Source organism: Trinickia caryophylli (assembly GCF_034424545.1).
Classification (GTDB): domain Bacteria; phylum Pseudomonadota; class Gammaproteobacteria; order Burkholderiales; family Burkholderiaceae; genus Trinickia; species Trinickia caryophylli.
On the sequence record NZ_CP139970.1, the window covers coordinates 765,409 to 789,701 of the forward strand.

The 24,293-nt window shown below is 64.5% G+C and carries 23 protein-coding genes; 10 read left to right on the top strand and 13 right to left on the bottom strand.

What is annotated here, in order from left to right; translation table 11 throughout:
- Positions 1-5: 5 nt before the first annotated feature.
- Positions 6-488, top strand: a complete 483-nt coding sequence (locus tag U0034_RS03430) for an SRPBCC family protein (RefSeq protein ID WP_085224307.1) — start codon at positions 6-8, stop codon at positions 486-488.
- A gap of 258 nt (positions 489-746) precedes the next feature.
- Positions 747-1,010: a hemin uptake protein HemP gene (gene hemP, locus U0034_RS03435; RefSeq protein ID WP_085224305.1), complete on the top strand. Its 264-nt coding sequence runs from the start codon at positions 747-749 to the stop codon at positions 1,008-1,010.
- A gap of 339 nt (positions 1,011-1,349) precedes the next feature.
- Here hemP and U0034_RS03440 read toward each other — a convergent pair whose 3' ends face one another.
- The 5 genes from U0034_RS03440 to uvrB form a co-directional block, all read right to left on the bottom strand.
- Complete coding sequence (locus U0034_RS03440; protein ID WP_085224303.1) at positions 1,350-2,762, bottom strand: 4Fe-4S binding protein; 1,413 nt, start codon at positions 2,760-2,762, stop codon at positions 1,350-1,352.
- Positions 2,759-3,601 carry an FTR1 family iron permease gene (locus tag U0034_RS03445; RefSeq protein WP_085224301.1) on the bottom strand — a complete coding sequence of 281 codons (843 nt, stop codon included), beginning with the start codon at positions 3,599-3,601 and terminating at the stop codon, positions 2,759-2,761. Before U0034_RS03445 ends, U0034_RS03440 begins: the two co-directional genes overlap by 4 nt.
- A 58-nt stretch (positions 3,602-3,659) precedes the next feature.
- Positions 3,660-3,998, bottom strand: coding sequence for a cupredoxin domain-containing protein (locus tag U0034_RS03450; RefSeq protein WP_085224299.1), 339 nt, complete (start codon positions 3,996-3,998; stop codon positions 3,660-3,662).
- Positions 3,999-4,021: 23 nt separating this feature from the next.
- Positions 4,022-4,570 (bottom strand): iron transporter, encoded by a 549-nt coding sequence (locus U0034_RS03455; protein ID WP_085224514.1) that lies wholly within the window; start codon positions 4,568-4,570, stop codon positions 4,022-4,024.
- Positions 4,571-4,758: 188 nt separating this feature from the next.
- A complete protein-coding gene (gene uvrB, locus U0034_RS03460; protein WP_085224297.1) occupies positions 4,759-6,858 on the bottom strand; it encodes an excinuclease ABC subunit UvrB in 2,100 nt (699 codons plus the stop codon).
- 264 nt (positions 6,859-7,122) lie between these two features.
- Between uvrB and U0034_RS03465 the strand changes: the two genes are divergently transcribed.
- Positions 7,123-8,322 carry an amino acid aminotransferase gene (locus U0034_RS03465; RefSeq protein ID WP_085224295.1) on the top strand — a complete coding sequence of 400 codons (1,200 nt, stop codon included), beginning with the start codon at positions 7,123-7,125 and terminating at the stop codon, positions 8,320-8,322.
- Between the two features lie 222 nt (positions 8,323-8,544).
- Here the strand turns inward: U0034_RS03465 and U0034_RS03470 are convergent, their stop codons facing one another.
- Both U0034_RS03470 and U0034_RS03475 read right to left on the bottom strand, forming a co-directional pair.
- Entirely contained in the window at positions 8,545-9,774 is a 1,230-nt protein-coding gene (locus tag U0034_RS03470) for a DUF3734 domain-containing protein (protein ID WP_085224293.1), read from the bottom strand.
- A 16-nt stretch (positions 9,775-9,790) separates the two neighbouring features.
- Positions 9,791-10,588 (bottom strand): 3-hydroxybutyrate dehydrogenase, encoded by a 798-nt coding sequence (locus tag U0034_RS03475; RefSeq protein WP_085224291.1) that lies wholly within the window; start codon positions 10,586-10,588, stop codon positions 9,791-9,793.
- 364 nt (positions 10,589-10,952) lie between these two features.
- On the opposite strand from U0034_RS03475, the gene U0034_RS03480 reads away from it, so the two are divergent.
- The gene (locus U0034_RS03480; RefSeq protein ID WP_085224289.1) at positions 10,953-11,798 is read left to right on the top strand and encodes a 23S rRNA (adenine(2030)-N(6))-methyltransferase RlmJ; all 846 of its coding nucleotides are present in this window, start codon (positions 10,953-10,955) and stop codon (positions 11,796-11,798) included.
- A gap of 6 nt (positions 11,799-11,804) precedes the next feature.
- On the opposite strand, the gene U0034_RS03485 is transcribed toward U0034_RS03480, so the two are convergent.
- From U0034_RS03485 to cueR, 3 genes are all read right to left on the bottom strand, one after another.
- Complete coding sequence (locus tag U0034_RS03485) at positions 11,805-12,137, bottom strand: hypothetical protein (protein ID WP_233211987.1); 333 nt, start codon at positions 12,135-12,137, stop codon at positions 11,805-11,807.
- Positions 12,138-12,323: 186 nt separating this feature from the next.
- Positions 12,324-12,470 (bottom strand): DUF3563 family protein, encoded by a 147-nt coding sequence (locus tag U0034_RS03490; RefSeq protein ID WP_085224286.1) that lies wholly within the window; start codon positions 12,468-12,470, stop codon positions 12,324-12,326.
- 208 nt (positions 12,471-12,678) lie between these two features.
- On the bottom strand, positions 12,679-13,089 hold the full coding sequence (gene cueR / locus U0034_RS03495; protein WP_085224284.1) for a Cu(I)-responsive transcriptional regulator: 411 nt from the start codon (positions 13,087-13,089) through the stop codon (positions 12,679-12,681).
- A gap of 136 nt (positions 13,090-13,225) precedes the next feature.
- Here cueR and U0034_RS03500 point away from each other — a divergent pair, with 136 nt between their 5' ends.
- From U0034_RS03500 to tssF, 6 genes are all read left to right on the top strand, one after another.
- Positions 13,226-13,435, top strand: coding sequence for a heavy-metal-associated domain-containing protein (locus tag U0034_RS03500; RefSeq protein WP_085224281.1), 210 nt, complete (start codon positions 13,226-13,228; stop codon positions 13,433-13,435).
- Positions 13,436-13,442: 7 nt separating this feature from the next.
- Positions 13,443-14,369, top strand: coding sequence for a dTDP-4-dehydrorhamnose reductase family protein (locus U0034_RS03505; protein ID WP_085224279.1), 927 nt, complete (start codon positions 13,443-13,445; stop codon positions 14,367-14,369).
- 306 nt (positions 14,370-14,675) lie between these two features.
- Positions 14,676-16,694: a TonB-dependent receptor plug domain-containing protein gene (locus tag U0034_RS03510; RefSeq protein WP_407702969.1), complete on the top strand. Its 2,019-nt coding sequence runs from the start codon at positions 14,676-14,678 to the stop codon at positions 16,692-16,694.
- Between the two features lie 10 nt (positions 16,695-16,704).
- On the top strand, positions 16,705-17,226 hold the full coding sequence (locus U0034_RS03515; protein ID WP_085224277.1) for a YfiR family protein: 522 nt from the start codon (positions 16,705-16,707) through the stop codon (positions 17,224-17,226).
- Entirely contained in the window at positions 17,223-19,148 is a 1,926-nt protein-coding gene (locus U0034_RS03520) for a bifunctional diguanylate cyclase/phosphodiesterase (protein ID WP_085224275.1), read from the top strand. Before U0034_RS03515 ends, U0034_RS03520 begins: the two co-directional genes overlap by 4 nt.
- A 129-nt stretch (positions 19,149-19,277) precedes the next feature.
- Positions 19,278-21,101, top strand: a complete 1,824-nt coding sequence (tssF, locus tag U0034_RS03525) for a type VI secretion system baseplate subunit TssF (RefSeq protein WP_085224273.1) — start codon at positions 19,278-19,280, stop codon at positions 21,099-21,101.
- A 38-nt stretch (positions 21,102-21,139) separates the two neighbouring features.
- On the opposite strand, the gene U0034_RS03530 is transcribed toward tssF, so the two are convergent.
- The 3 genes from U0034_RS03530 to U0034_RS03540 form a co-directional block, all read right to left on the bottom strand.
- Positions 21,140-21,991 carry a carbohydrate ABC transporter permease gene (locus U0034_RS03530; protein WP_085224271.1) on the bottom strand — a complete coding sequence of 284 codons (852 nt, stop codon included), beginning with the start codon at positions 21,989-21,991 and terminating at the stop codon, positions 21,140-21,142.
- 8 nt (positions 21,992-21,999) lie between these two features.
- The gene (locus U0034_RS03535) at positions 22,000-22,890 is read right to left on the bottom strand and encodes a carbohydrate ABC transporter permease (RefSeq protein ID WP_085224508.1); all 891 of its coding nucleotides are present in this window, start codon (positions 22,888-22,890) and stop codon (positions 22,000-22,002) included.
- A gap of 116 nt (positions 22,891-23,006) precedes the next feature.
- Entirely contained in the window at positions 23,007-24,236 is a 1,230-nt protein-coding gene (locus U0034_RS03540; RefSeq protein ID WP_233211989.1) for an ABC transporter substrate-binding protein, read from the bottom strand.
- Positions 24,237-24,293 lie beyond the last annotated feature (57 nt).

Here is a 24,293-nt window from a genome sequence, read left to right on the forward strand (position 1 = left end):
CACCCTTGAATTTCGAACACCTGGTTCAAGTCAACGATCCTCTCAACCCGCTCGTCGATACGCTGAGCCGCGACGAGCTATGGGAAGGCCTCGTGCTGCGCGCCGAGCAGCCCCAGCTCTTCGTGATCGGTCTCGACAGCTGCACGATCCTGTCGCGCGGCGATCGCACATTCGAGCGGGAGCTGCACTACGGCCCCGCGACCGTGCGCGATCGGGTCACGCTCACGCCGAACGAGAGCGTGCGCTACGACATCATGGCAACCGAGGCCCACGTAGGCGGCTCGCTGACGATGACGATCGAGCAGCCCGACGAGATGCAGCTCTTCGTTCGCTTCGAATACACCACGACGCTGCCTGCCGCACAGACGGAGGACGACCGTCGCACGAGCGAGATCGTGAAATCGGCCTACCGGGAAGCGGACATCGACACCGTCAGGCTGATTCGTCAGTACGCGCGCACGCCGAAATCGCCTGATTCGCTGCATTGACGAACGGCTCTGGGCCGTCTGCCCTGTCTGCCCCTTCGAGTGGTGGACGGCCCGCCATGGTTCGGTGACGGAGTTCGCCCGGGTCGAAGCTGGCCCCAAGAGAGAACTCGCGCCCTGTTGCGCCCGCCCCCCATATCGGGCGCGACATGAACCGAGCCTATCGGCGCCCTATCTCGATCAAAATGTTTATTGCTATCGATAATGATTCTCATTTATACTGCTTCTCATCGAATCGACATTCGGATGCACTAAACATCAATGAGCGAATTCAACCGTTCTTCCACCTTGACCTTGCGAGGCTCGACGAACACCGCATTGCGGCAGCGTCGAATTGAAAGACCGCGGGCAAGCGCGAGTTCCGCGCCTCATGGTCTGCCGGCAGCAAGTGCATCCGCACGCGAACAGCGTGTAGTCGGCAGTGATGCGCTATTGCAAGGACAAACCCATGTGCTGATTGCACATAACGGCGAAACGTACCAATTGCGCGCTACGCGCCTCGGCAAGCTGATTCTGACGAAGTAAGCGCCGATCACCGAGTATTGTGGGGACCACCTCTCCGAGAGGTGTTTGGCAGTAGCCAGCAGCGACGGCCCGCACGCTAGTCTAGACCCCTTCGTGCACACCATTCAGCATCCGTCCGAGCAAGCCATGCCGCTTTTTTCAGGTCCCGCCCGTTCAAGCCTGTAGCAGCGCATCCGCGCTCGATCAGGCGCCCGACAGGGCATCCCTTCGAAGCACTACGCGTCACACTCGCCGCAGCATGCGCGGCGAGCCGGCACAGGGCCGGACAAAGCCGGCTGCCGGCCTATTCGCGGCGGCCGCGCGGCCACCACGAACAGGCGGCGCGCCACGATTACCTCATCAGTGCGAGAAACCCCAGAACATCAGCCACCACGCGCTATCGGCCACCGCCAATGCGGCGACGAAGAGCAGCATCGCCGCAACACGCGCGACGGCACGCGCGTCATAGCGGCCGAGCACGCGCCAACCAAGCCAGGCACTCCAGGCGTTCGCGATGCAAAGCACCGCAATGCGGACATCCGCCGCCCACTCGAGCGGCACGTGCTCGGCCCGCAGCAGAGAGAGCGTCGTGGCCGAAAGGCCGAGAAACACGCCTGCGCCCGCGATCGGGATCAACGATTGGGCCAGATGATGCAGGCGTGGCCACTCGAAGCGCCCCTGCATGCGGGTGGCAGCAGCGAGCAACGCGAGCAACGCCGTACCGTAGACAACGCCAGTCACCACGATATAACCGACGACGAGTGCGCCATCGAGCCAGGAAAACACATCGTTTTGCGCGGGATAGTGCGTGAGCAAAAACCACGGTGCATTGGTTTCGAGCGGCCACGTGATGTCGTGCTCGATGAGCCACATCGCGAGCGACTGCTTAAGCTGCACGAACCAGGGGCTCACCGTCCAATGAAAAGCGCCGATCGCGACACCGAGCAGGCCATAGAGAATCAACGCCGTATCCCACCCGCTCGCCGCGGCACGGCCCAGGTCGACCACCTCTTCGGAAGGCGAGCGCCATGTCAGCTCGATGGCGTCACGATGCCCGCTGCATCGGCCACACATGTGGCATGCCGAAGCGCCCTTCATGTTGCGCAGAGGTACGAGCGGCGCGCAGTTGATAGGAATGACACGGTGACCGTGCTCGCCCGACTTGTATGAGCGCCGCCATGCCTGCTCGTCGACCTTGTAATGGAACGGCGCGAGCCGGGCCAGCAGTGCGAATACGCCGTTGACCGGGCAAAGATAACGACACCAGACGCGTTTTTCGCGGCCATACAGAAAGCCGATGACCATCGCCCCGAGCGTCGAGCCGCCCAATACGAGAAGTACCGCGAGCGGATACTGATAGACGCTGACCATCTGGCCGTAGATGGTTGTCAGCCCGAACGCCACGAACGGCCAGCCGCCCCAGCGCACCCAGCGCGGAATGGCGAGCCCGCGCCCGTGGCGGCTCGCGAATTCCGACAAGGCCCCTTCCGGGCACAGCACCCCGCACCATACGCGGCCGAGCAGCACCATCGAGAGCAGCACGAACGGCCACCAGATACCCCAGAACACGAACTGCGCAGCGAGCGTCAGGTTGTTCCAAAGGTGCGCCGTATCGTCAGGCAGCGGCAGGCATACCGGAACGATGATCAGAAACGCGTAAACGGCGACGACCGCCCATTGAATGGCGCGGATCGCCCCCCCATGCTTTTGCATCCATGCGCCGACCAGGGCGAGCCGCCCTGGCGCCGGCGCCACATCGACACCGCAACTCATACGGCGCTACTCGCCGCCGCGGCCGGTGCCCGGTTCGCCCGGCGCAGGAGCCAGGCGACGAACACCCAATACAGCACATAGACCGTGAGGTTCGTCAAGGAAGGATGCGCGCGATAGCCCGTCAACGCGGCTACGAGCGAGCCCACGGTGCTCGAATCGTCAAGGATTCTGGAGCTGTCCCAGAGCTGGGAGATGCCGAGCGGCAGGATCTCCTTGTCGATGAGCTTATCGACTCCCGTTTGCAGCAGGCCAGCCGCGAGCAGCAGCAGCATGATCTCCGTCACGCGGAAAAACCGCCGCCAGGAAAAGAACCGCCCGCCGAGTTGCAGGAGGTAGAAAGTCAGGAACGCCAGCGCAAGCCCGATGACGATCGCGAATACGTCCGACGCGCTCACGTGGCCCGACTGCCCGAATCCTAGGCCGTAGAGAAAAATTACCGTCTCGCTGCCCTCACGGGCGATGGCGAGCGCCACGAGCACGGCCACGCCCCAGCGGTTTCCGTCGCGCGTGCGCTCCTGCAGCGAGCGCTCCATGTCGCGTTTCAGCGTGCGCCCGTGTCGCTTCATCCAAATGACCATCTGCACGATCAGCACACAGGCGATCAGCACCATGGCGGTCTGGAAATAATCGGCCGCATCGCCCGAGAGCACCTCGGTGAAGCCGACGAGTGCCGCGCCGAGTACGACGGCGGCGAGCAGGCCAATGCCGACGCCAGCCCATAGGAACGGCAATCCGCGCCGCGCCGCGGCGTCGCCGTTCTTCAACCATGCATAGAGAATGCCGACGACGAGCAGCGCCTCGACACTCTCGCGCCAAACGACGAAAAGTACCTGACCCATCCAAACTTCTCCACGCGCGCGCCGGACGCCTTTCGGCCCGCGGCGCGCGCAAGTGCCGCTACTTGGCGACGATCAAACCTTGTGCCGCTTGATGAAAATCGTCGAAGAACTTGTATTCCCCCGGCGACAGCGGCGCAATTACCACAAACGAATCAGCCCCGGGCGCAAGCACCTTCTCCTTGCGCAACTGCACGCTCTCGAACTCCACCGCACCCTTGCCGGCATTGCGGATCTCGATCTTGATACGCTTGCCGGCCGGCACCTCGATGCGGGCCGGCGTCAGCTTGCCGTCCGCCATTTCGAGCTTGAACGTCGGCAGATCCTCCGCATGCACGCCCGCCGCCGCAACGCCCAGCGACGCCGCGACGAGCCAGGCCAGCTTTCGATGACGCTTCATTTGCGGCTCCTCTCGTTGCGGGCTCAATAGCCGCCCTTCTTGCCGATGCCCGCGAACGGGAAGTCGTATTCGATCGTGATGGGCTTGAACCACGGGCCAACACCCGTTTCCTTGTCGACGTGACGGCCGAACGCCATATGACCGGTTTGCATCGGCGGATTGATCACGAGCTTCAGGTGGTACTTGCCGGGGCCGGCCAGCTTGACGTTGTCGCCATAGTGCGGGCCGTCATCCGCCACCATCGCCATCAGGTCGCCCTTGGCCGAAAAACTGGAGCCCGGCTTCGTCAGCTCGTACGTCACCTGCAGGTACGGCATCCAATCGCCCTCGGCGAAACCCGTCGGGTTGTTCTTCACCGCGTGGATATCGGCCTCGAGGTGGACGTCCGAGTCCGACGCCTTGCGCATCATGCCTTCCGGATCCATCGTGATCGGCTGAAGATAAACGGCGCCAATCTCCATGCCGCCTGCGATTTTTTGTTTGCCGATCGGGTATTCAGCGGCCGAAGCCGTCATCGCGACCGTTGCCGCCGCGGCCACGAGGCCGCCGCGAATCCAGAAAGAACGCTGCATCGAAACTCCTTCGTAGAAAAAAGCGTCGTGAGCTTTGCGCACGCACGCCGAGAACCGTCTTGACAATGGTTCGCGGCAATATAAGACGAACGCAAATGCGAACGATTATCAATTGCGCATAAGTCTAGCACTGATCCGCCTGGCAAACAAATAGTGGACGGGGGTGCGGCAAAGTGCGGCAGCGTCGCTCAGCCCGGACCGGCGAGCGAATCTCCGACGTTCGCGCCGAACGCGCGCTCGCGCAGGACGGACAGCTGGTCGCGCGCCTGCGCGGCTTTCTCGAATTCGAGGTTTTTCGCGTGCTCCATCATCTGCTTCTCGAGGCGCTTGATTTCCTTGGCAAGCTGCTTCTCCGACATGTCCTCGAACTTCGCGCGCTGCTGCATCTCCTTGAGCTCGGCGCGCGCCTCGTCGGCGTTGTAGACGCCATCGATGATGTCCTTGATCCGCTTGACCACGCCGCGCGGCGTGATGCCCATCCGCTCGTTGTAGGCGATCTGCTTCGCTCGACGCCGCTCGGTTTCGTCGATCGCCCGGCGCATCGAATCGGTCATCCGGTCCGCGTAGAGGATCGCGCAGCCGTTCACGTTGCGCGCCGCGCGGCCGATGGTCTGGATCAGCGAACGTTCGGCGCGCAGAAAACCCTCCTTGTCCGCATCGAGGATCGCGACGAGCGACACTTCGGGGATGTCGAGCCCCTCGCGCAGCAGGTTGATGCCCACGAGCACGTCGAATGCGCCCAGGCGAAGATCGCGGATGATCTCCACGCGCTCGACAGTGTCGATATCGCTGTGCAGATAGCGCACCTTGACGCCGTGATCGGCGAGAAACTCGGTCAACTGCTCGGCCATGCGCTTCGTCAGCACCGTCACGAGCACGCGCTCGTTCGCCGCCACGCGCGTGTGGATCTCCGAGAGCACGTCGTCGACCTGCGTGCTGGCCGGGCGCACGACGATCTGCGGATCGACGAGGCCCGTCGGCCGTACCACCTGCTCCACGACCTGCCCGGCCGTCTTGCGCTCGTAATCGGCGGGCGTGGCGGTCACGAATACGGCCTGGCGCATCTTGCGCTCGAACTCGTGGAATTTGAGCGGCCGGTTGTCGAGCGCCGACGGCAGGCGAAACCCATACTGGACAAGGTTTTCCTTGCGCGCGCGGTCGCCGTTGTACATGCCGTTCAACTGGCCGATCAGCACGTGCGACTCATCGAGGAACATCAGCGCGTCGGGCGGCAGGTAATCGACGAGCGTCGGAGGCGGCTCGCCTGGCGCCGCTCCCGAGAAGTGCCGCGTGTAGTTCTCGATGCCCTTGCAAAAGCCCAGTTCCTGCAGCATCTCGAGGTCGAAGCGCGTGCGCTGCTCGAGCCGCTGCGCCTCGACGAGCTTGCCCTCCTGGTGGAAGAACTCGAGCCGCTCGCGCAGCTCCGCCTTGATGGTTTCCACGGCGCGCATGACCGTCTCGCGCGGCGTCACGTAGTGCGACGACGGGTAGACCGTGAAACGCGGGATCTTCTGCCGCACGCGGCCCGTGAGCGGGTCGAACAGCTGGAGCGATTCCACCTCGTCGTCGAACAGCTCGATGCGTACCGCCATCTCGGCATGTTCGGCCGGAAAGACGTCGATGGTGTCGCCCCGCACTCGGAATGCGCCGCGCTGGAAATCGGCCTCGTTGCGTGTGTACTGCATCGCGATCAAGCGGGCGATCACGTCGCGCTGCCCGAGCTTGTCGCCCGTGCGCAGCGTCAGAATCATCTGGTGGTATTCGGTCGGGTTGCCGATACCGTAGATCGCCGAAACGGTTGCCACGATCACGACGTCGCGCCGCTCCATCAGGCTTTTCGTGGCCGACAGCCGCATCTGCTCGATGTGCTCGTTGATCGACGAATCCTTTTCGATGAAAAGGTCGCGCTGCGGCACATAGGCTTCCGGCTGGTAGTAGTCGTAATACGAAACGAAGTACTCGACGGCGTTGTGCGGAAAAAACTCCCGGAACTCGGAATAGAGCTGTGCCGCAAGCGTCTTGTTCGGCGCGAACACGATGGCCGGGCGCCCGAGCCGCGCGATCGTGTTCGCCATCGTGAACGTCTTTCCCGAGCCCGTCACCCCGAGCAAGGTCTGGAAGGACAGGCCGTCTTCGATGCCTTCGACGATCTGGCGAATGGCCTCGGGCTGATCACCAGCCGGCGGATAGGGCTGGTAAAGACGGAACGGAGAGCCCTCGAATTCGACGAATTTGGATTCGTCGAGGGCGTCGGCAGCATCGGCCGCCTGAGACGGTTGTTCGGACATGAGGAGGCGGGCGTCCTTCGCCGACAAAAACACTATTTTAGCGTCTCACGGCCACGCGAGTCGCCCACCCGCCGCGCCCGCCGGCGCGTCTTTTCCGCTCGATGGCCGAAAACGGCACGAAGCCGCCGTCGGATTCGTTACAATTATGCTCTGCGCACTCGCCGCCGGCGGGGCCGCCCGTTAGCCGCAAGCGTGACGGAGCGCGTCGCCCACGCTCGCCGTCGCGAGGCAATCCGCCCGTTTCTCACTACGCCGATACACACCATGTCCCTGTTTTCCGCTGTCGAACTCGCCCCTCGCGATCCGATCCTCGGCCTCAACGAGGCGTTCAACGCCGACCCGCGTCCGACCAAGGTCAACCTCGGCGTCGGCGTCTACACCAACGAAGAAGGCAAGATTCCCCTTCTGCGCGCGGTGCGCGAGGCGGAAAAGGCGCGTGTCGACGCGGCGCTGCCGCGCGGCTACCTGCCGATCGAAGGCATCGCCGCCTACGATGCGGCCGTGCAAAAGCTGCTCTTCGGCGAGAATTCGCCCCTCATCGCGGCCGGCCGCGTCGTGACGGCGCAGGCCCTCGGCGGCACTGGCGCGCTCAAGATCGGCGCGGACTTCCTCAAGCGGCTCAACCCGGGCGCGAAGGTGGCCATCAGCGATCCGAGCTGGGAAAACCATCGCGCGCTGTTCGAAGGAGCAGGCTTCGAAGTCGTCGCCTACCCCTACTACGACGCGGCAACGCACGGCGTCGATTTCGCGGCGATGCTCGACACGCTCAACAGCTACGCGCAAGGCACGATCGTCGTGCTGCACGCCTGCTGCCACAATCCCACGGGCGTCGATCTGAGCGAAGCGCAGTGGAAGCAGATCGTCGAAGTCGTGAAGGCGCGCAACCTTGTGCCGTTCCTCGACATCGCCTATCAAGGCTTCGGCGACGGCATCGACGCCGACGCCTTCGCCGTGCGCCTGTTCGCCGCGGCAGAGCTCAACGCATTCGTCTCGTCGTCGTTCTCCAAGTCGTTCTCGCTCTACGGCGAACGCATCGGCGCACTGTCGGTCATCACCGGCAGCAAGGAAGAAGCCGCCCGCGTGCTCTCGCAGCTCAAGCGCGTGATTCGCACGAACTACTCGAACCCGCCGACGCACGGCGGCTCGATCGTGGCCACGGTGCTCGGCACGCCCGCCCTGCGCGCCACGTGGGAGGAAGAGCTCGGCGAAATGCGCGACCGCATCCGCGCGATGCGCAATGGCCTCGTCGAGCGCCTGAAAGCCGCCGGTGTCGCGCGCGACTTCGGCTTCGTGAATGCGCAACGCGGCATGTTCTCGTACTCGGGCCTCACGGCCGCGCAAGTGGATCGTCTGCGCGAAGAATTCGGCATTTATGCGGTCGGCACGGGGCGCATTTGCGTGGCCGCGCTCAACACGCGCAACATCGACGTGGTCGCGAACGCGATCGCGCAAGTGCTCAAGTAACCCGCATTCCGCCGTGCCGCCGCGCGAATGCGGCGGCACGGCGGCCGCAAACAAAAAAAGCGGCACTCATCGTTCGTCGATGGGTGCCGCTTTTTCGTGTTGACGCGCGCCGCTCGGAACCCGCCTCGCGCCGCCGAGAGGCTGCGCCGCGATCCATGGCCGCTTCGATCGCCCGCCTTCGCATCGGCGCCCCTGCGCTCGACAGACGGAGACGGCAGGCATTCAACGGGAATCGCGATGAATGTCGTGCGTGACGAAACCTGCGTCGTTATCGGGGATATCGAGCCAGCCCGGCTGCGCGAGGCTCGCGCGGATGTCCTGCAACCCGCTTTTCCAGTGCAGGCGCATTGTCGAGAGACCGAACTGGTAATCCTTGAAATTCCCCTCGAATTCCTTGTTGCGATAAATGAGGTGAAAGACGTTGTAGCGCTTCGACGTCGAAAGCTCTTCGGCGAGCTTGCACCACGGATCCGCACGATGCTCGGGGGCGATGCGCTGCAGCAGCTCGCGCAGGACGTGCCGATAGCGCTGCGAATGCTGAAGCACGTCGGTCACGAGCCGCGTACGGCTCGAGTACTGGATGTCCTTGATACGGCCCTGCACGTCGGTGATATTGTCCGGCACGGGCCCAATCGCGCTCCAGAGGTCCACCTGGAACGCGAGCGTATCGCGGCGCGGCGAAGCCTGCACGACCTCCCAGAGCGGCGTGTTGGACATCAGCCCGCCGTCCCAGAAATACTCGCCGTCGATCTCCGTTGCGGGAAACCCGGGGGGCAGCGAGGCCGAGGCGATGATGTGCTCGGCCCGCAACGTCGTGCGCATATTGTCGAAATACGCGAAGTTGCCCGTGCCGACGTTGACAGCCGCAACCGATACCCGCATTTCCTTCGAGTTGATCCGGTCGAAGTCGCACAGGCGCTCGAGCGTGGCCTTGAGCGGTGCGGTGTCGTACCAGCTGACCGTCTCGGGCTTGCCGATGGTAAACGGCAGCGGAGGCGGCAGTCGCGGCACGAAAAAGCCCTTCTGCCCTTCCACGAGCGCGCTCACCGCCTGCATCGCCGTGAAGGCCGTGCGCACCATCTCGTTCGATTCGAAGAATGCGCGCTCGATAGAGGGCGGCAGCGTTACGCCGTGCGCCGGCTGGCAAATCGTTTCCCAGAACTCGCGCAGCTTCGGGACGCGATCGGCCGGCGCGTTGCCGGCGATGACCGCCGTATTGATCGCGCCGATCGATATGCCCGCCAACCAGTTCGGCTCGATGCCCGCTTCGTACAGGCCCTCGTAGACACCGGCCTGATAGGCGCCGAGCGCCCCACCGCCCTGCAGCACGAGCGCAACCGACTCATAAGGGGGCAGCACGATGCGTGCATTCGCCGGCGCGGCCGAAGCGTCGCCGGCAGCTGCTCCCGGCGACGCTTCGGCCCGCATGGAGGCGCTGCGATGCTCGGCCATCGTCGGCCTCCTTCGGTTATTGCATGTACCAGCCGTGGCTCACGACGACCGATTGCCCCGTAAGCGCCGCGCTCGGGAATGTACAGAGAAAGAGTACCGTTTGCGCCACATCCTGAACGGTGGTGAACACGCCGTCGACGGTCTGGCCGAGCATCACGCGCTTCACGACCTCCTCCTCGCTGATGCCAAGCTCCTTTGCCTGCTCGGGAATCTGCTTGTCGACGAGCGGCGTGCGCACGAAGCCCGGACACACGACATGTGAACGAACGTTGTGCGCGGCGCCCTCTTTTGCGAGTACGCGCGCCAAGCCGAGCAGCGCGTGCTTGGCCGCGACATAAGCGGACTTGAGCGGCGAGGCCTCGTGTGAATGCACCGAGCCCATGTAGATCACCACACCGCCGCGATTGTCGCGATACATGTGCTTGAGCGCCGCCTTGGTGGTCAGGAAGGCACCGTCGAGATGGATGGCCTGCATCTTCTTCCAATCGGAAAACGCATAGTTTTCGATCGGATTGACGATCTGGATGCCGGCATTCGACACGAGGATGTCGACGGAGCCGAACTTCTCCGCCACGGTATCGATGCCATGGGTCACCGACGCTTCGTCGGTCACATCCATGGCAACCGCGATCGCCTTGCCGCCCGCCTTGGCGATTTCGTCGGCCACGGTCTGCGCCGCGGCCAGGTTGATATCGGCAATGGCAAGCGCCGCGCCTTGTGCCGCAAGCGTCAGCGCGATCTCCTTGCCGATGCCGCTGGCCGCACCGGTCACGACCGCGGCTTTGCCGTTCAAGCTGGTGTTCAACGAGGACATTGAATATCTCTCCATCGATTCGAGCACAATGACACCATGGCGCCATGCCCCAACACAAGCTGGCCATACGGTATATGCCATTGAAGCATGACGCCTCGGCGCCCGCTTCGATCCCAGCCTGCCGCGCCATGACCGACGCCGCTATTGTGCACGAACGGCCGGCGCGCGTCGCGCACCCCCGCACGCCGCCCGGCGTCACGCGTCACGCCGGGCGAACGCCGGGCAGCGCTTCGTGCAATGACGCCGAGGGCTTCGGAGCAACCGGCAACGCGCGATCGCTCGCGTACAATACCGAGCCTTCGCCTGCCGGGTGCCGCATCGGCTCCCGCACCGCGCCCCGCTCACGCTTTAACCCGGGCTCGACATGCTCAGCTACCGCCACGCGTTTCATGCCGGCAATCATGCCGACGTTCTCAAGCACACGCTCGTCGTGCAGTTGCTGCGCCACCTCGCGCAGAAAGACAAAGCGTACTGGTATGTCGATACACATGCCGGGGCCGGCGTGTACGCGCTGACAGAAGGGTATGCGGCCAAAACGGCCGAGTTCGAAACCGGCATCGGCCGGCTGTGGCAACGCGACGATCTGCCCGCTGCGCTCGCCGACTACGTCGATCAGGTGAGCGCGCTCAATCCCGACGGCGCGCTGCGCTATTACCCCGGTTCGCCCTATCTGGCGTGGCGGCTCATGCGAGAGCAGGATCGGATGCGGCTGTTCGAAATGCACTCGACGGAAATCGACGTCCTGCGTCACAACTTTCGCGACGCCGGGCGCCGCGCAATGCTCTACGCGGGCGACGGCTTCGAGGGCATCAAGGCACTGCTGCCGCCCCCGCCGCGCCGGGCACTGGTGCTCGTAGACCCGTCCTACGAGGACAAGCGCGACTATGCACGTACGATCGCCTGTCTCGAAGGGTGCCTGAAGCGTTTCGCCACCGGTGTGTACGCGATCTGGTATCCGCAGGTCGTGCGGCCCGAATCGCAGCGCTTTGCGGAACAATTGAAGCGGCTGCAGCAAACCGACTGGCTGCACGTCACGCTGACGGTCAGCCGCCCGCCCGCCGACGGCTTCGGTTTATACGGCAGCGGAATGTTCGTCCTGAACCCGCCCTACAAGCTCGCGCAGACGATGAAGGAAACGCTGCCCTATCTCGTGCAAGCGCTGGGGCAGGATAGCGAAGCGAAGTTCAGCGTGGAATCGCGCATCGCCTGAGCGAGATCACTGGCCGTTCGTGCGCGGACGGTAGACGGCGCGCGGCACCGAAGCGCCGCCACCCATGTCGATATAGGGCGAGACGATGATCGGCGGCTGGGCCGCCGGGGCGTATTCCGGCAGTGTGGCGGCCGTTGGCGCGGCTACCATCGGCTGACGCGACAGCGGCGCGTTTTGCAGCACGATGCCGCTGTGCCCATCGTGAATGCCCGTTTGGGTGTCGAGCACGACGGGCGGCCGATCGGAACCGGCGCGCGCAAGGCCGGCCTGCAGCAGCAGCAGCAACAGCAGCAGCAGCATTACGGCCAAACAGCGGAAAGAGGAAAAACGAGAGCGCATGGGAAAACGTCCACGGGCTGCGCGAATGCGCAGCTCAACGTTCACACCTTAGCGCGAGCGGAGCATTCCCGCCAGTCGGGCTTGCCGCTTCGGCATGACCCGACTCGGGACGAATCGCGGCGAGCGCGGCATGCCGGCTCGCGGGGGGTTCGCTACCCGGCGGATTCGGCCGGCGCGCGATGACTATTACTGCGTGTAGCCGTTGCTTTCGAGCGCGCGCAGGCGCCGTTCGAGATCGACGATATCCGTCGAGGAAGCCAGATAGGCTTCGCGACGACGACGTTCGGCCGCTTCGAACCAGTTGCTGAGCTTTTCGAGGATGTAGGCAAGCATGACGTTCTCCAGGGGCGGGAACCCTCGTCGCTTCGACTAGGGATTTCCCGTAAAAGGGTTAACCCGGATTATAGTCATCTGCCCCAGAAGCGCCAGTGAAATGCTCGAATGCAGGGCATTCCGCTTTGGAATGGTGCAGCGGCACCCGAAAGCGCCGCAGCAATGCACCATACTTGTGCAATTCCAGCAAACCCTTGTCGCAGAAGGGTCAATGGCAGGCGGCCGGCCCCTCCGAGCCGGCGAGCCGCTCGAGAATCGGGCAATCGGGGCGCTCATCGCCCCCGCAATGCGCCGCGAGATGTGCCAACGTGTCGCGCATTTCTGTCAGCTCGGCGATGCGTCGATCGAGTTCGGCCACGTGCCCGAGCGCGATCGTCTTTACTTCGGCGCTGGCGCGCGAACGGTCCTGCCACAAGGCAAGCAGCTTGCGGATGTCGTCCACGAGAAAACCCAACCGCCGGGCCTGCCGGATGAATCGCAGCGTATGGACCTCCGGCGTGCCGTAGACGCGATAGCCGGCTTCCGTCCGCGCGCGCGGCGCCAGCAGGCCGACACTTTCGTAGTAGCGGATCATTTTCGCCGTTACCCCGGATGCCCGGGCAGCTTCGCCAATGTTCATCGATGAGTCCTTTCGAGCATGCACTTCGATGCGCCCAGCGTATACCTTCCCACCGTGGCAACGTATACGCTGATCATCTCAGAAGCGCCGGAACCGTGCTCGGGCGCCGGTATACTCACCTCCCAAGGAGAAAACGATGATCGAATTCCAAGTCGAAGGCATGAGCTGCCAGCACTGCGTCGGCGCCGTCACCAAAGCGATCAAGGCCATCGACGCCCACGCCGACGTGCAAATCGAGCTCTCGAGCGGCATCGTGCGCGTCGACTCCGACGACACGCCCGAACGGTTCGGCGCGGCCATTTCGGACGCGGGCTACGACGTCAAGCGCGTCGCCCGCAGCGCGTGAGCCTGCGATGTTTCGCGTAGCCGTCATCGGCGCATCGGGTCTTGTTGGGCGCGCGCTCATGCGCGAACTGCAAGCCCGGCCCGACTGGGCCGTCGTGGGTACGGCCCATCGCCGCATTCGGGGCGCGCTGGTCCCGCTCGACCTGCGAGACGCGGCGGCGATCGAGGCCTTTTTCGCCCGGCACACGCCAGATGCGGTGGTCATCGCGGCGGCCGAGCGCCGGCCGGATGTCTGCGAGCAGGACCCGGCCAGCGCGCGCGCGCTCAACGTCGATGCGGTGCGGCTCGTTGCCGCAGCGGCACGGACCAGCGGCGCCTGGGTCCTGTCGATTTCCACCGATTATGTCTTCGATGGCACCCGCCCGCCGTATCACACGCACGACGCGCCGAACCCGCTGAACGCTTATGGGCACAGCAAACTCGACGGCGAGCGCGCACTGGCCGACGCGACCGATTTCGGCTGCGTTTTGCGCTTGCCACTGCTTTACGGAGAGATTGCGGATTGGCATGAATCGGCCGTCACTTCTCTCGTACCCGCCGTCGTCGTCGCCGGCAAAGCCGGGGCGCCGCCCGCCGTCATGGACGCCTGGGCCACCCGCTACCCTACCTTCACCGGCGACGTCGCGTGCGTGATCCGGCAAATGCTCGAGCGTGCGCAAGCGGGCAACGCCCTGTGCGGCATCGCGCAGTGGTCCGGAGACGAGCCGATGACGAAGTTCGACATCGCGAACCGCATCGCACGCATTCTCCGTATCGACGCCAAGGTCGTCCCGCAATACACTCCCGCAGACTCCACGCCGCGCCCGAAAGACTGTCACCTCGATTCGAGCCGGCTCGAAGCGCTCGGCGTCGGCCGTCGCACGCCGTTCGACCAGGCGCTGACAGAGGTGCTCGCATTCGGCCAGCGCGCCGGCCACCTTCCCGCGCTGCCCTGAAGCCCGTACCCCCGCGCACGGCAGCGGCGGCGGCGGCGCGCAATCGATTAGGGCTGCCAATCAAATTCTGAATTCCGAAAGCACCGATCGCGGCGCGACGCGATCGATTGTGCTTGCGCGTAAGGGCATCGCCGCGCGTGCCCAGCGGGAATACACAGGGAAAACCCGCTGCTGCGCACCCCTCTCGTTTGCCCGCATCGTCTCAAGATTCATGGGGATTGGCCGATAAATAATCTGGCGCACATTCGCTTGTGGCCCGCCTGATGAATCTGCTCCATGGTCCAGCCAACCCCTTGCCGCGCGTGCGTGTCCCGCCTTATTCGCTGTGTCGTTGCCGTTGTGTCGTTCGCGGTCGGAGCGCATGCGGGCTGGGCTGCCGCCGCCGACGGTGGCGACGTTCCTCAAGCTTCGAACCTGTCGACGTCCGCACTTGCCTCGATGCCGCTCGAATCGCTCATGCAGGTCAAGTTCGTCACGACTGCGTCGCTTTTCAAGCAGCGTGTCGCCGATGCGCCGGCCGCCGCCGTCGTCCTGACGGCCGACGATATCCGCAACTTCGGCTGGCGCACGCTCGCAGACGCGCTCGCATCGCTGCCCGGGCTTTACACCTCGTATGACCGCACCTACACGTACCTCGGCGCACGCGGCTTCCGGCGTCCCGGCGACTACAACAGCCGCTTTTTGCTGCTGATCGACGGTATGCGCGTCAACGACGCCGTCTACGACCAGGCCGCCATCGGCACCGACTTTCCGCTCGACCTCGATCTCGTCGAACGCATCGAGTACGTACCTGGTCCCGGCTCGGCCGTCTACGGCTCGAATGCGCTTTTCGGCGTGATCAACGTCGTGACCAAGAGCGGGCGCGATTTCAACGGCGCCCAGGTCGCGACGTCGGCAGGCAGCTTCGGAGAACGCCGGGCCCGGGCCACTTATGGCTGGCACGGCGACAACGGGGCCGATCTTGTCTTGTCGGCCACCTCGTACGCCCGTAGCGGGCAGGATCTTTACTACCCGGAATTCGATACGCCCGAACAGAACCACGGCGTCGCAAACGGGCTCGACTACGATCGCGCGCAATACCTGTTCGCGAAGCTCGCCTACCGCGGCCTGACCATCAGCGCGGGCTACGGCAATCGCACGAAAGGCGCGCCGAACGCACCGTACGATGCCGTCTTCAATGCGCCGTTCAGCACGACCGACACGCACAGCTTCGTCAATGCGAGCTATCGGCACGCCGTTTCGAGCGAGCTCGAACTGGCCGCGCAGGTCTTCTGGGAGCGCTACGACTATCGCAGCCGCGCGTTCTATGGCGATCCGGCCGCGCTCAACGTGGACGGCGACAAGGCCATCTGGTACGGCGCCGATCTGCATGCGACGTGGACGGGGCTGCGCGGGCACAAGATCGTCGCGGGCGTCAACGCGACTCGCGACGCCAGCCGCACGCAATACAATTACAACGTCGATCCGTACGAGCAGATCCTGGACGACCATCACAGCGCCAATCGCATCGGCATCTACGTCGAAGACGAAATACAGCTGTCGCGGCGCTTCACGTTCAACGCAGGGTTGCGGCTCGACGACGAAAGCATATCGGGCGTGAATCTGAGCCCCCGGCTCGCCCTCATCTACAAGGCGACCGACCGCGATACGGTGAAGCTCGTCTATGGGCAGGCGTACCGCGCGCCGAATGCGTACGAGCTCTACTACACGATCCCGGGCGCCGACGGCCAGCAAGGCAACGCTTCGCTCAAGCCCGAGCACATCACGACGGTCGAGCTCATCTACGACCGGCAGCTCGGCGAAGCCGGCCATGCGACCGCATCGATCTTCCATTACCACGTTCGCAATCTGATTTCCGAAATGCCCAACGCATCGGGTGTCGAGCAGTTTCAGAACGTGAATCGTGCGAACGCGAAAGGCGTCGAGCTGGCCTACGAGCAGCGCATTGCCGGCGGCGCGACCGTTCGCGCGAGTTACACCTGGCAGATGACGCGGGACGAAGATAGCGGACTCATTCTGCAGGACTCCCCTCGCCACCTCGCCAAACTCAATGTCGCCGTGCCGCTCTTCGGCCAGGCCGCGCGCCTCGGTACCGAGTTGCGCTGCGTCTCCTCGCGGCTCGCTCAGGGCGGCGCCGCGGGTGGCTACTGCCTTGGCAACGTCACGATCGGCACCGCGCGGCTGATTCCTCACGGCGACCTCTCTTTCTCGGTCTATAACGTGACCGACAAGCGGTATTCCGATCCGGCCGGCCCCGGTTTCGCGCAAAGCGCGATCGTGCAGCAAAGCCGGACGTTTCTCGCCAAACTCGTCGTGGGATTCTGACGGGCGCGGCATGAAGAAAATACGATACGCCACCGCCGCACTTCTCGCCCTTGCGTGCTACGCACGCGATACCGTGCATGCGCAGGTCGATTTCTTCTCGCTCGAGGCGGCCTACATCTACAACTTCACGGCGTTCACCGATTGGCCGGCGCCGCGCCTGCATCCGTCGCAACTCTATGTCTGCGTGAGTCCGGGCCACGAGCTCGCGTCGATGCTCGCCAAGCTAGAGGGCCGTACCGTTGCCTCGCGCAGCTGGCACGTCCGCCCGCTATCCGACAATGGCGATGCATCGGTTTGCGACGTGCTCGTCATCGATGCGGCAACCGCCGCCTCGACGTCCGTCAAGGCCGCGCTCGCATCGGACTGGCCATTGCTCATCGTGCGCACAGCCGATGCCGCCGAAGGCCCATACGTCATTCTGCTCGTGCTTCAAGGCGACCAGTTGCGCTTCGACATCGACCACAGCGAGGCGAACCGGCGCCATCTGGGGCTCAGTTCGAAGCTGCTCCGGCTGGCAAGGAAGCTCACATGAAGCCCAGAAAGCGCGAAAGCCGGAGCCCCACGCAGGAGATGACGCGGATCAAGATGCTGCGCGTCATCGTGGCGCTCATCGTCTCGAGCGTGGTCCTGCTCGGCTATCAGGCCGTCACCCTGCGCACGTCGCTCACCGAAAGCGCCAATGCGCAATCGGAAATGATCGCCGACAACTTGGCCGCGTCCGTCCTGTTCAACGACAAGGCGGCCGCCGGCGAGATTCTTCATTCGTTGCGCAAGATTCCATACGTCGAAAGCGTCACCGTGTACACGAGCGACGGCACACCATTCGCGAGCTACGCAAAGCCCGGCCTCGACGAGTTCGAGCAGGCGGAGGGCACGCCCGACAATGCGCATACGCACGCGAGCCCATGGTCGCTCAAGGATGTCTTCGTGGTTTCGTCGATCAGCCTCAAGGGCAAGGCGATCGGCGAAGTGGTGCTCGTTGCGCAAACGGATCAGATGCTGCTCGAGCTGCTGCATTACACGGGCTTCTTGCTGGCCGCGTCGACGGCGGCCATCTGGGTCGCGTTCGCGGTCACGTCGCGCATGGGCGCGCGCGTCGCCGAGGCGGAGAAGGAGCTCGAGTACCTCGCCTCCACGGACCCGTTGACCGGGCTGCCGAACCGGCGCGAGTTCTACGACGAACTGCACGAGCGGCTGCATCGCGGCGGCCCGAATCCCACGCGCATGGCGCTGATCCTCGTCGATCTCGACAATTTCAAGGCCGTCAACGACACCCTCGGCCATGGCGCGGGCGACGAACTGCTCAAGCGTGTGGCCGCCGCCCTGCGGCGATCGGTGCGCGCCACCGACATCGTGAGCCGCATCGGCGGCGACGAGTTCGCCGTGCTCCTCGAGATTGCCGAGGACAAGGCGGAAGGCCACGCGGCGGCCACGCGCATCGCCCATGCGCTCGCACGTCCGTTCACCGTCGAGCGCACGAGCGTCACCGCAACGGCGAGCGTTGGCGTCAGTATCTATCCCGACGACGCAAGGGAAGCGGCCGCACTCGTGAGCAGCGCCGACATCGCGCTTTACGCGGCCAAGAGCAAGGGCAAGAACAACGCTGTCGAGTTCCACCCGCGTATGACGGTAGAAGCACGCAGGCGCGCGCGGCTCGAGGCGGAGCTGCGCAAGGCGATCGAGTCGGACGCGCTTTCGCTCGTCTATCAGCCGCAGTTCGATTGCCGCACCGGCGCCCTGATCGGGGCCGAAGCGCTGGTTCGCTGGGTTCATCCGTCCGATGGCGCCGTATCGCCGGCCGAGTTCATCCCGATCGCCGAAGACAGCGGGCTCATCGTCGCGCTCGGGCGGTGGGTACTGCGTCAGGCCTGTGCCGACGCTGCACGCTGGAATGCGCGCTCGCCAACGGGCGTGCATGTAGCCGTCAATGTTTCCGCCGGGCAGTTGCGGCAGGAGAAATTCAACGAGGACGTGAGGACCGTGCTCGACGAAAGCGGCCTGCCGTCGCATCTGCTCGAACTCGAGCTGACCGAAAGCCAGATCATGGCCAACATGGATGTGGGCGTCGAAGCGATGCAGCGGCTACGCGCGTTCGGCGTGCGCCTTTCGCTCGACGATTTCGGCACTGGCTACTCGTCGCTGTCGTACCTTCAGTCGTTCCCGGTCAACTGCCTCAAGATCGATCGCAGCTTCATCCATCCGCTCCCCGACTCGGGCCAGCCGATCGTAACGGCCATCATCTCGATGGCGCACAGCTTCGGCATCGCCGTAGTCGCCGAGGGCGTCGAGGAGCCCGACCAGCTCGCATGGCTCGCCGAAGCCGGATGCGACATCGTACAAGGCTTTCTGACCGGACGGCCGATGTCGTTCGAGCACCTGACGGCACTGCTCGCGCAGCAACGCGCCGCGGCTGAACCCCGCCTCGCCGTCGCGCCGCGGCTCGCCACGGACTGAACATCGGGCCTCCGATCCGGCGGTTTCGCGAAGCCGACCGTCAAATCGCCGATAATGCGGCATTCGGCGCAGCATCGGCTGCACCGCCTGACTGTTATTTGACGGCTACTTTTCAGACGGTCGACCTTCATGGAAGAACTGCTTGCTCATTACGAGCGCGAGCTCGCGCTGCTTCGCCGCTCGATGCAATCGTTCGCGGCCCGCTATCCGAAAATCGCTGCCCGGCTCGCAATCTCGGGCGAGCATTCGGAGGACCCCCACGTCGAGCGCATGCTCCAGTCGTTCGCGCTGCTGGCCGCGCGAATCGACACGAAGCTCGAGGACGACTACCCGGAGCTCACCGAGGCGCTCGTCGACATTCTCTACCCCCAATATCTGCGCGCGTTTCCGGCAAGCGCGATCGCTCAGTTCAAGACGGACGCGTTTCACGACAAGCTGACCGCACCGGCCACGGTCGAGCGCGGCACGGCCCTCATGGCGAAAGCGGCCGACTGCCGCTTCCGCACCGTCTACGACGTCGTGCTCGCGCCGGTCCATCTCGCGCATGCCGGCTATCGGCCAACGCCGTCGGCACCGCCCGGCATCACGCTGCCGGCCGAGACGACCGCCGCGATCTCGATCGGCTTTGCGTCGATCGGTCAGGCCAGCCGGCTCGACAAAGTGGCGCCAGGCGTCATGCGCGTGCATTTGAGCGGGCCGCGAGAGGTCGTCGCCGCGCTTTCGGATGTCGTGCGGCTCAAGGCCGCGGCAGCCTACGTGGAAGCGGACGGCTCGGGCCGTTGGACGCCGCTTGCAAAGATACCGGTCTCGTCCGTTGGCTTCGGCGAAAACGAATCGATGGCCGGCCGCCTGGGCGATGCCCCGCCGGCCTTCCGCTCGTTGATGGAATACTTCGCGTTTCCCGAGAAATTCGATTTCCTCGATATCGACATGGCCGCGCTGCTCGCCGCGGCGGGTCCCTGCCAGAGCGTAACGCTCCATCTGGCCATCGCCGAGCTGCATCCCGATTCGCGCGCGGCCCAGCGCATCGCGAAGCTCGATGCCGGCACCTTCAAGCTCTTCGCCACGCCCGTCGTCAATCTGTTCGAGCGCGACACCACGCCGATCAAGATCGCGCCGGATACGAAGCATTATTCGCTGTTCGCGAACGTCGACGACATGTCGGTCTGCGAAGTCTTCTCGATCGACGCGGTGTACACGAACGACCCGGCCCCCGCGCGCAACGTGACGATTGCGCCGATGCATTCGCTGCGCCACGGAAGCACCGCGGCGCTCGACGGCCCGTACTGGACAGCCGTTGTCGACCGCTGGAGCGCGGACCCGCAACGCCGTACGCGCCCGGAACTCGTCTTCGTCGGGCTCGACGGCGCGCCCATCGTGCCGCCCTTCGGCCAGGTCGCAGTCGACATGACCTGCACGAACGGCGAGTTGCCCGCCTCGTTGCCGATCGGTCTGCCCGGCGGCGACCTCGAAAGCGAGACGAGCGAGCTGGCACGCGATGTGGCGCTGCTCACGCGCCCCACGCAGCCGTTGCGTCTGCCTCGCGGCAACGGTGCGCTATGGCGCCTGATCGCGCAGATGACCCCGCACTCGCTCGATCTCGATGCGGCCGGACTGGAAGCGCTCAAGGAATTGCTGCGCGAATTCGCTGCGCTTTCGCCGTCCCGCTCGCCGCAGATCGAGGGCATCGTCTCGCTCGCCGCGCGCGCAACGATGCAGTGGCTCACGATGGAGCCGTCGCCCGCGTTCGCGCGCGGACTCGAGATTCGCGTGACCGTCGACGAGCACGCGTTCGCCGCGAGCAGCCTCTACACGTTCGCGGGCATCATGGATCGTTTCTTCGCGCCCTATGCACCGGCCAACAGCTTCGTGCAGATCGTGCTCGTTTCGAAGAACTACGGAAACGAGATCGTGCGCTGCGCGCCGCGCCCGGGCGACAGGCCACTCATCTGAGGACGCGGCACGCGAGCGGTGCCGCGGCCGAGCGCCGCCTAGCCTTTGGTCGCGCCGAACGTGAGGCCCGCCACGAAGTGCCGCTGCATCGCGAAGAACATCAGCACCGACGGCAGCGCAGCCAGGACCGAGCCGGCCGAGACGAGGTTCCAGGCCGTCGTCCATTGCCCCTTGAGTGCCGCCACGCCCACGGTGATCGGCGCGGCATCGTCGCCCTGCGTCAGGCACAGCGCCCAGAAGTAGTCGTTCCAGACGAACGTGAAAACGAGAATCGCGAGCGCGGCCAGCGCCGGTCGAATGAGCGGCAGCACGACGCGGTAGAACACCGCCCACTCGCCCGCCCCCTCCACGCGCGCGGCCTCGATCAGCTCGAACGGCAGCTGCTTGATGAAGTTGCGCAAAAACAGCGTGCAAAAGCCGGTTTGAAACGCGATGTGAAAGAGCGCGAGCCCTTCCACGGTGTTGTAGAGGCCGAGCCGCAGCGTCAGGTCGCGCACCGGAATCATCAGCACCTGAACGGGCACGAAGTTGCCGGCCACGAACGTGGCGAACAACAGCGCATTGCCGCGAAAGCGATACGTGGCTAGCGCGAAGCCCGCCATCGATGCGAGCGCGATCGAGCCCGCCACGGTCGGCAGCGTGATCAGCATACTGTTCCAGAAGTAGTGCAGCATCGGCGAGGTCGTCAATGCCTCGCGGTAGTTGGCAACCAAGGTCAGGTGCTTCGGCCACCCCCAATAATTGCCTTCGCTGAGTTCCTCCGAGGAGCGCATCGACGTAACGAGCACGGCGATCATCGGCAGTAACCAGATCAACAGCGCGATGGGCACCGAAAACTTGTAAAAGCGCCTCGGAAAAGGCTTCCATTTGTCGATCGGCAGCGGGTACATGGGCTCTCCTACTGCTCGGCACGCAGCGTGCGCCGCAGCTGATAGACGATATAGACGAGCATGATCGCGAACAGCACGACGGCAATCGATGCCGAATAGCCGAGGCGGTAATACTTGATCGCCTGGTCGTACATGTAATAGGCGAGCACGGTGGAACTTTCGAACGGCCCGCCACCCGTCATCACCGCGATGAGATCGAAACTGCGCAGCGCGCCGATCACCGTGACGACCACCGCCATGAATGTCGTGGGCCGTAACTGCGGCAGGACCACGTGCCACAGCAGCGACCAGCCGCGTGCGCCTTCCATGCGCGCCGCCTCGATCTGCTCGCCGTTGAGCGTGGTCAGTCCCGTGAGATAAAGGATCATGCAGTAGGCGGTTTGCGCCCAGAGTGCCGCGGCAATGATGCCGAACGTCGCGTAGCGCGCGTCGCCGAGTACCGGTATGCCATGGCCGATCAGCAGCGCCAGCAGCCCGAACGTCGGATCGTAGAACCACGAGAAAACGAGGCCGACAACCACGCCCGACAGCACGAACGGCGCGAAGAACAACGACTTCACGATCCGCATGCCGGCCACGGCCTGATTCAGGTAGAGCGCGACGGCCAGCCCCGCCGGCGGCGCGAGCAGAAAGAGCGCGAGCCAGATGACGTTATTTTGCAGCGCCGTATAGAACGTCGGCGCATGCACGAGCTCGATGTAGTTCGCCAGGCCGACGAAACGTTTCTCGCCCATGCCATCCCACTCGTACAAGCTCAACGCGATCGTGGAAAGAATGGGCCAGATCACGTAGATCGCGACCATCGCGCAGGCCGGCGCGAGAAAAAGGAGCGCCGCGCGCCGCTGCCGCCGCGCCGTGGGCGACAAGCGGCGCACAGGCTTCGGCGCGCCGCCGCGCATCGGCGGCGGCGGGGCGTGCCGCGGTTCGGGCACCGGCGCGTCGCCCGGCGCGGCGCGCAGATTCGGAGGCGTGGCGGACTGCGGCACGGCGAACTCTCCCACTGTCTCGTTGGGGCTTACTTCTTGTAGATTCGCTTGCGCGTCTGCTCGAGCTGCGCGAGGATCTCGTCGAGCTTGGCCGGCTCCGCCATGAAGCGTTGCATACCCTTCATGCCTTCGTCGGCCATCTCCTTCGTCATGTCGCGATCATAGAACTGCGCGATCCCGCCTTTCGTGTTCGAGAGGATCTGAAAACCGATCTTCGACACCGGATCTTCCGGCTCGGGCGATTTGCTGTTCGCCGAGAGCGAGCCGAGCCCCGCCGCGAGCTTCGCACCGATCGCCGGCGTCTCGGCGAAAGCCAGGAACGCCCGTGCCTCGGCCTTGTTCTTCGCGCGCGCCGGAATGTTCAGCGTCTCGACCGGGCCATCCTCCGCCGTCGGCACGTTGGCATCGATGATGGGAAAGCGGAAATAGCCCATCTCCGGCTTCACGTTCGGCGGAAATCCCGCGGCGATGAACGTGCCCATCAGCATCATCGCGGCCTTGCCCTGGAAGAGGAACGGCTGCGCGGCATCGAGATCGTACGAAAGCGCGTTGTCGACGAAGACGTGCTCGTCGATCAATTGTTTCCACGTCGTGTAGACCTTCTTCACGCGCGCATCCGTGTAGGGCACCTCGCCCGCCATCAATTGCTGATGGAACGCGTTGCCGTTCAGGCGCAAGTCGAGATAATCGAACCAGCCCGCCAGCGTCCAGGCATCGCGTCCGCCCACGGCAACCGGCGCAATGCCCGCGGCCTTCAGCTTGCGGCAAGCCTCGAGAAACTCGGGCCACGTTTTCGGCTCGGATGCGATGCCCGCCTTCTGGAACAGATCCTTGCGGTAGAACATGCCCCACGAGTAGTAAACGGTCGGCGCGGCATATTGCTTGCCCTGGTATGACGAGGCCTCCTTCGTCGACGCATACATCTCGTTCCAGCCGTTCTTCTGCCAATCGGCGCTCAAGTCTTCGAAGAGCCCGCGCTTCGCGTAGTAGGCCATGCGCTCGCCATCGTGCCAGTTGACGATGTCGGGTGCGACCGTGGTCAACCAGTTCGGCAATTGCACCTTGTAGGCCTCTTCGTCGACGAACGATACCTTCACGTCGATATCGGGGTGCGCCTTCTTGAATTCGTCGAACGTCGACTGCCAGACCGCGCGCTGGCTCCCGCCCTTGTAGGCGATGTTGACGTTCAGCGTGCCGGCGCGCGCCTCGTCGGCATGCCAGGTTCCAAGTACGGCCGCCGTCAGAAGAACGGCGGCCATGCCGATGCGAATACGGATCGCGGGTTGCTTCATGCCTGTCTCCTTGTCTGCCTGATG

Excerpts from the sequence above, each read along its gene's own strand:
- U0034_RS03490 (WP_085224286.1), bottom strand. The coding sequence starts at position 12,470 with ATGCTTGCCTACATCCTCGAAAAGCTCAGCAACTGGTTCGAAGCGGCC.
- U0034_RS03515 (WP_085224277.1), top strand. The coding sequence starts at position 16,705 with ATGAAGAAAATACGATACGCCACCGCCGCACTTCTCGCCCTTGCGTGC.
- U0034_RS03540 (WP_233211989.1), bottom strand. The coding sequence starts at position 24,236 with ATGGCCGCCGTTCTTCTGACGGCGGCCGTACTTGGAACCTGGCATGCC.
- U0034_RS03520 (WP_085224275.1), top strand. The coding sequence starts at position 17,223 with ATGAAGCCCAGAAAGCGCGAAAGCCGGAGCCCCACGCAGGAGATGACG.
- hemP (WP_085224305.1), top strand. The coding sequence starts at position 747 with ATGAGCGAATTCAACCGTTCTTCCACCTTGACCTTGCGAGGCTCGACG.
- U0034_RS03450 (WP_085224299.1), bottom strand. The coding sequence starts at position 3,998 with ATGAAGCGTCATCGAAAGCTGGCCTGGCTCGTCGCGGCGTCGCTGGGC.
- U0034_RS03505 (WP_085224279.1), top strand. The coding sequence starts at position 13,443 with ATGTTTCGCGTAGCCGTCATCGGCGCATCGGGTCTTGTTGGGCGCGCG.
- uvrB (WP_085224297.1), bottom strand. The coding sequence starts at position 6,858 with ATGTCCGAACAACCGTCTCAGGCGGCCGATGCTGCCGACGCCCTCGAC.
- U0034_RS03465 (WP_085224295.1), top strand. The coding sequence starts at position 7,123 with ATGTCCCTGTTTTCCGCTGTCGAACTCGCCCCTCGCGATCCGATCCTC.
- U0034_RS03535 (WP_085224508.1), bottom strand. The coding sequence starts at position 22,890 with ATGCGCGGCGGCGCGCCGAAGCCTGTGCGCCGCTTGTCGCCCACGGCG.
- U0034_RS03455 (WP_085224514.1), bottom strand. The coding sequence starts at position 4,570 with ATGCAGCGTTCTTTCTGGATTCGCGGCGGCCTCGTGGCCGCGGCGGCA.
- U0034_RS03485 (WP_233211987.1), bottom strand. The coding sequence starts at position 12,137 with ATGCGCTCTCGTTTTTCCTCTTTCCGCTGTTTGGCCGTAATGCTGCTG.
- U0034_RS03480 (WP_085224289.1), top strand. The coding sequence starts at position 10,953 with ATGCTCAGCTACCGCCACGCGTTTCATGCCGGCAATCATGCCGACGTT.
- U0034_RS03445 (WP_085224301.1), bottom strand. The coding sequence starts at position 3,601 with ATGGGTCAGGTACTTTTCGTCGTTTGGCGCGAGAGTGTCGAGGCGCTG.
- U0034_RS03440 (WP_085224303.1), bottom strand. The coding sequence starts at position 2,762 with ATGAGTTGCGGTGTCGATGTGGCGCCGGCGCCAGGGCGGCTCGCCCTG.
- cueR (WP_085224284.1), bottom strand. The coding sequence starts at position 13,089 with ATGAACATTGGCGAAGCTGCCCGGGCATCCGGGGTAACGGCGAAAATG.
- tssF (WP_085224273.1), top strand. The coding sequence starts at position 19,278 with ATGGAAGAACTGCTTGCTCATTACGAGCGCGAGCTCGCGCTGCTTCGC.
- U0034_RS03470 (WP_085224293.1), bottom strand. The coding sequence starts at position 9,774 with ATGGCCGAGCATCGCAGCGCCTCCATGCGGGCCGAAGCGTCGCCGGGA.
- U0034_RS03530 (WP_085224271.1), bottom strand. The coding sequence starts at position 21,991 with ATGTACCCGCTGCCGATCGACAAATGGAAGCCTTTTCCGAGGCGCTTT.
- U0034_RS03500 (WP_085224281.1), top strand. The coding sequence starts at position 13,226 with ATGATCGAATTCCAAGTCGAAGGCATGAGCTGCCAGCACTGCGTCGGC.
- U0034_RS03475 (WP_085224291.1), bottom strand. The coding sequence starts at position 10,588 with ATGTCCTCGTTGAACACCAGCTTGAACGGCAAAGCCGCGGTCGTGACC.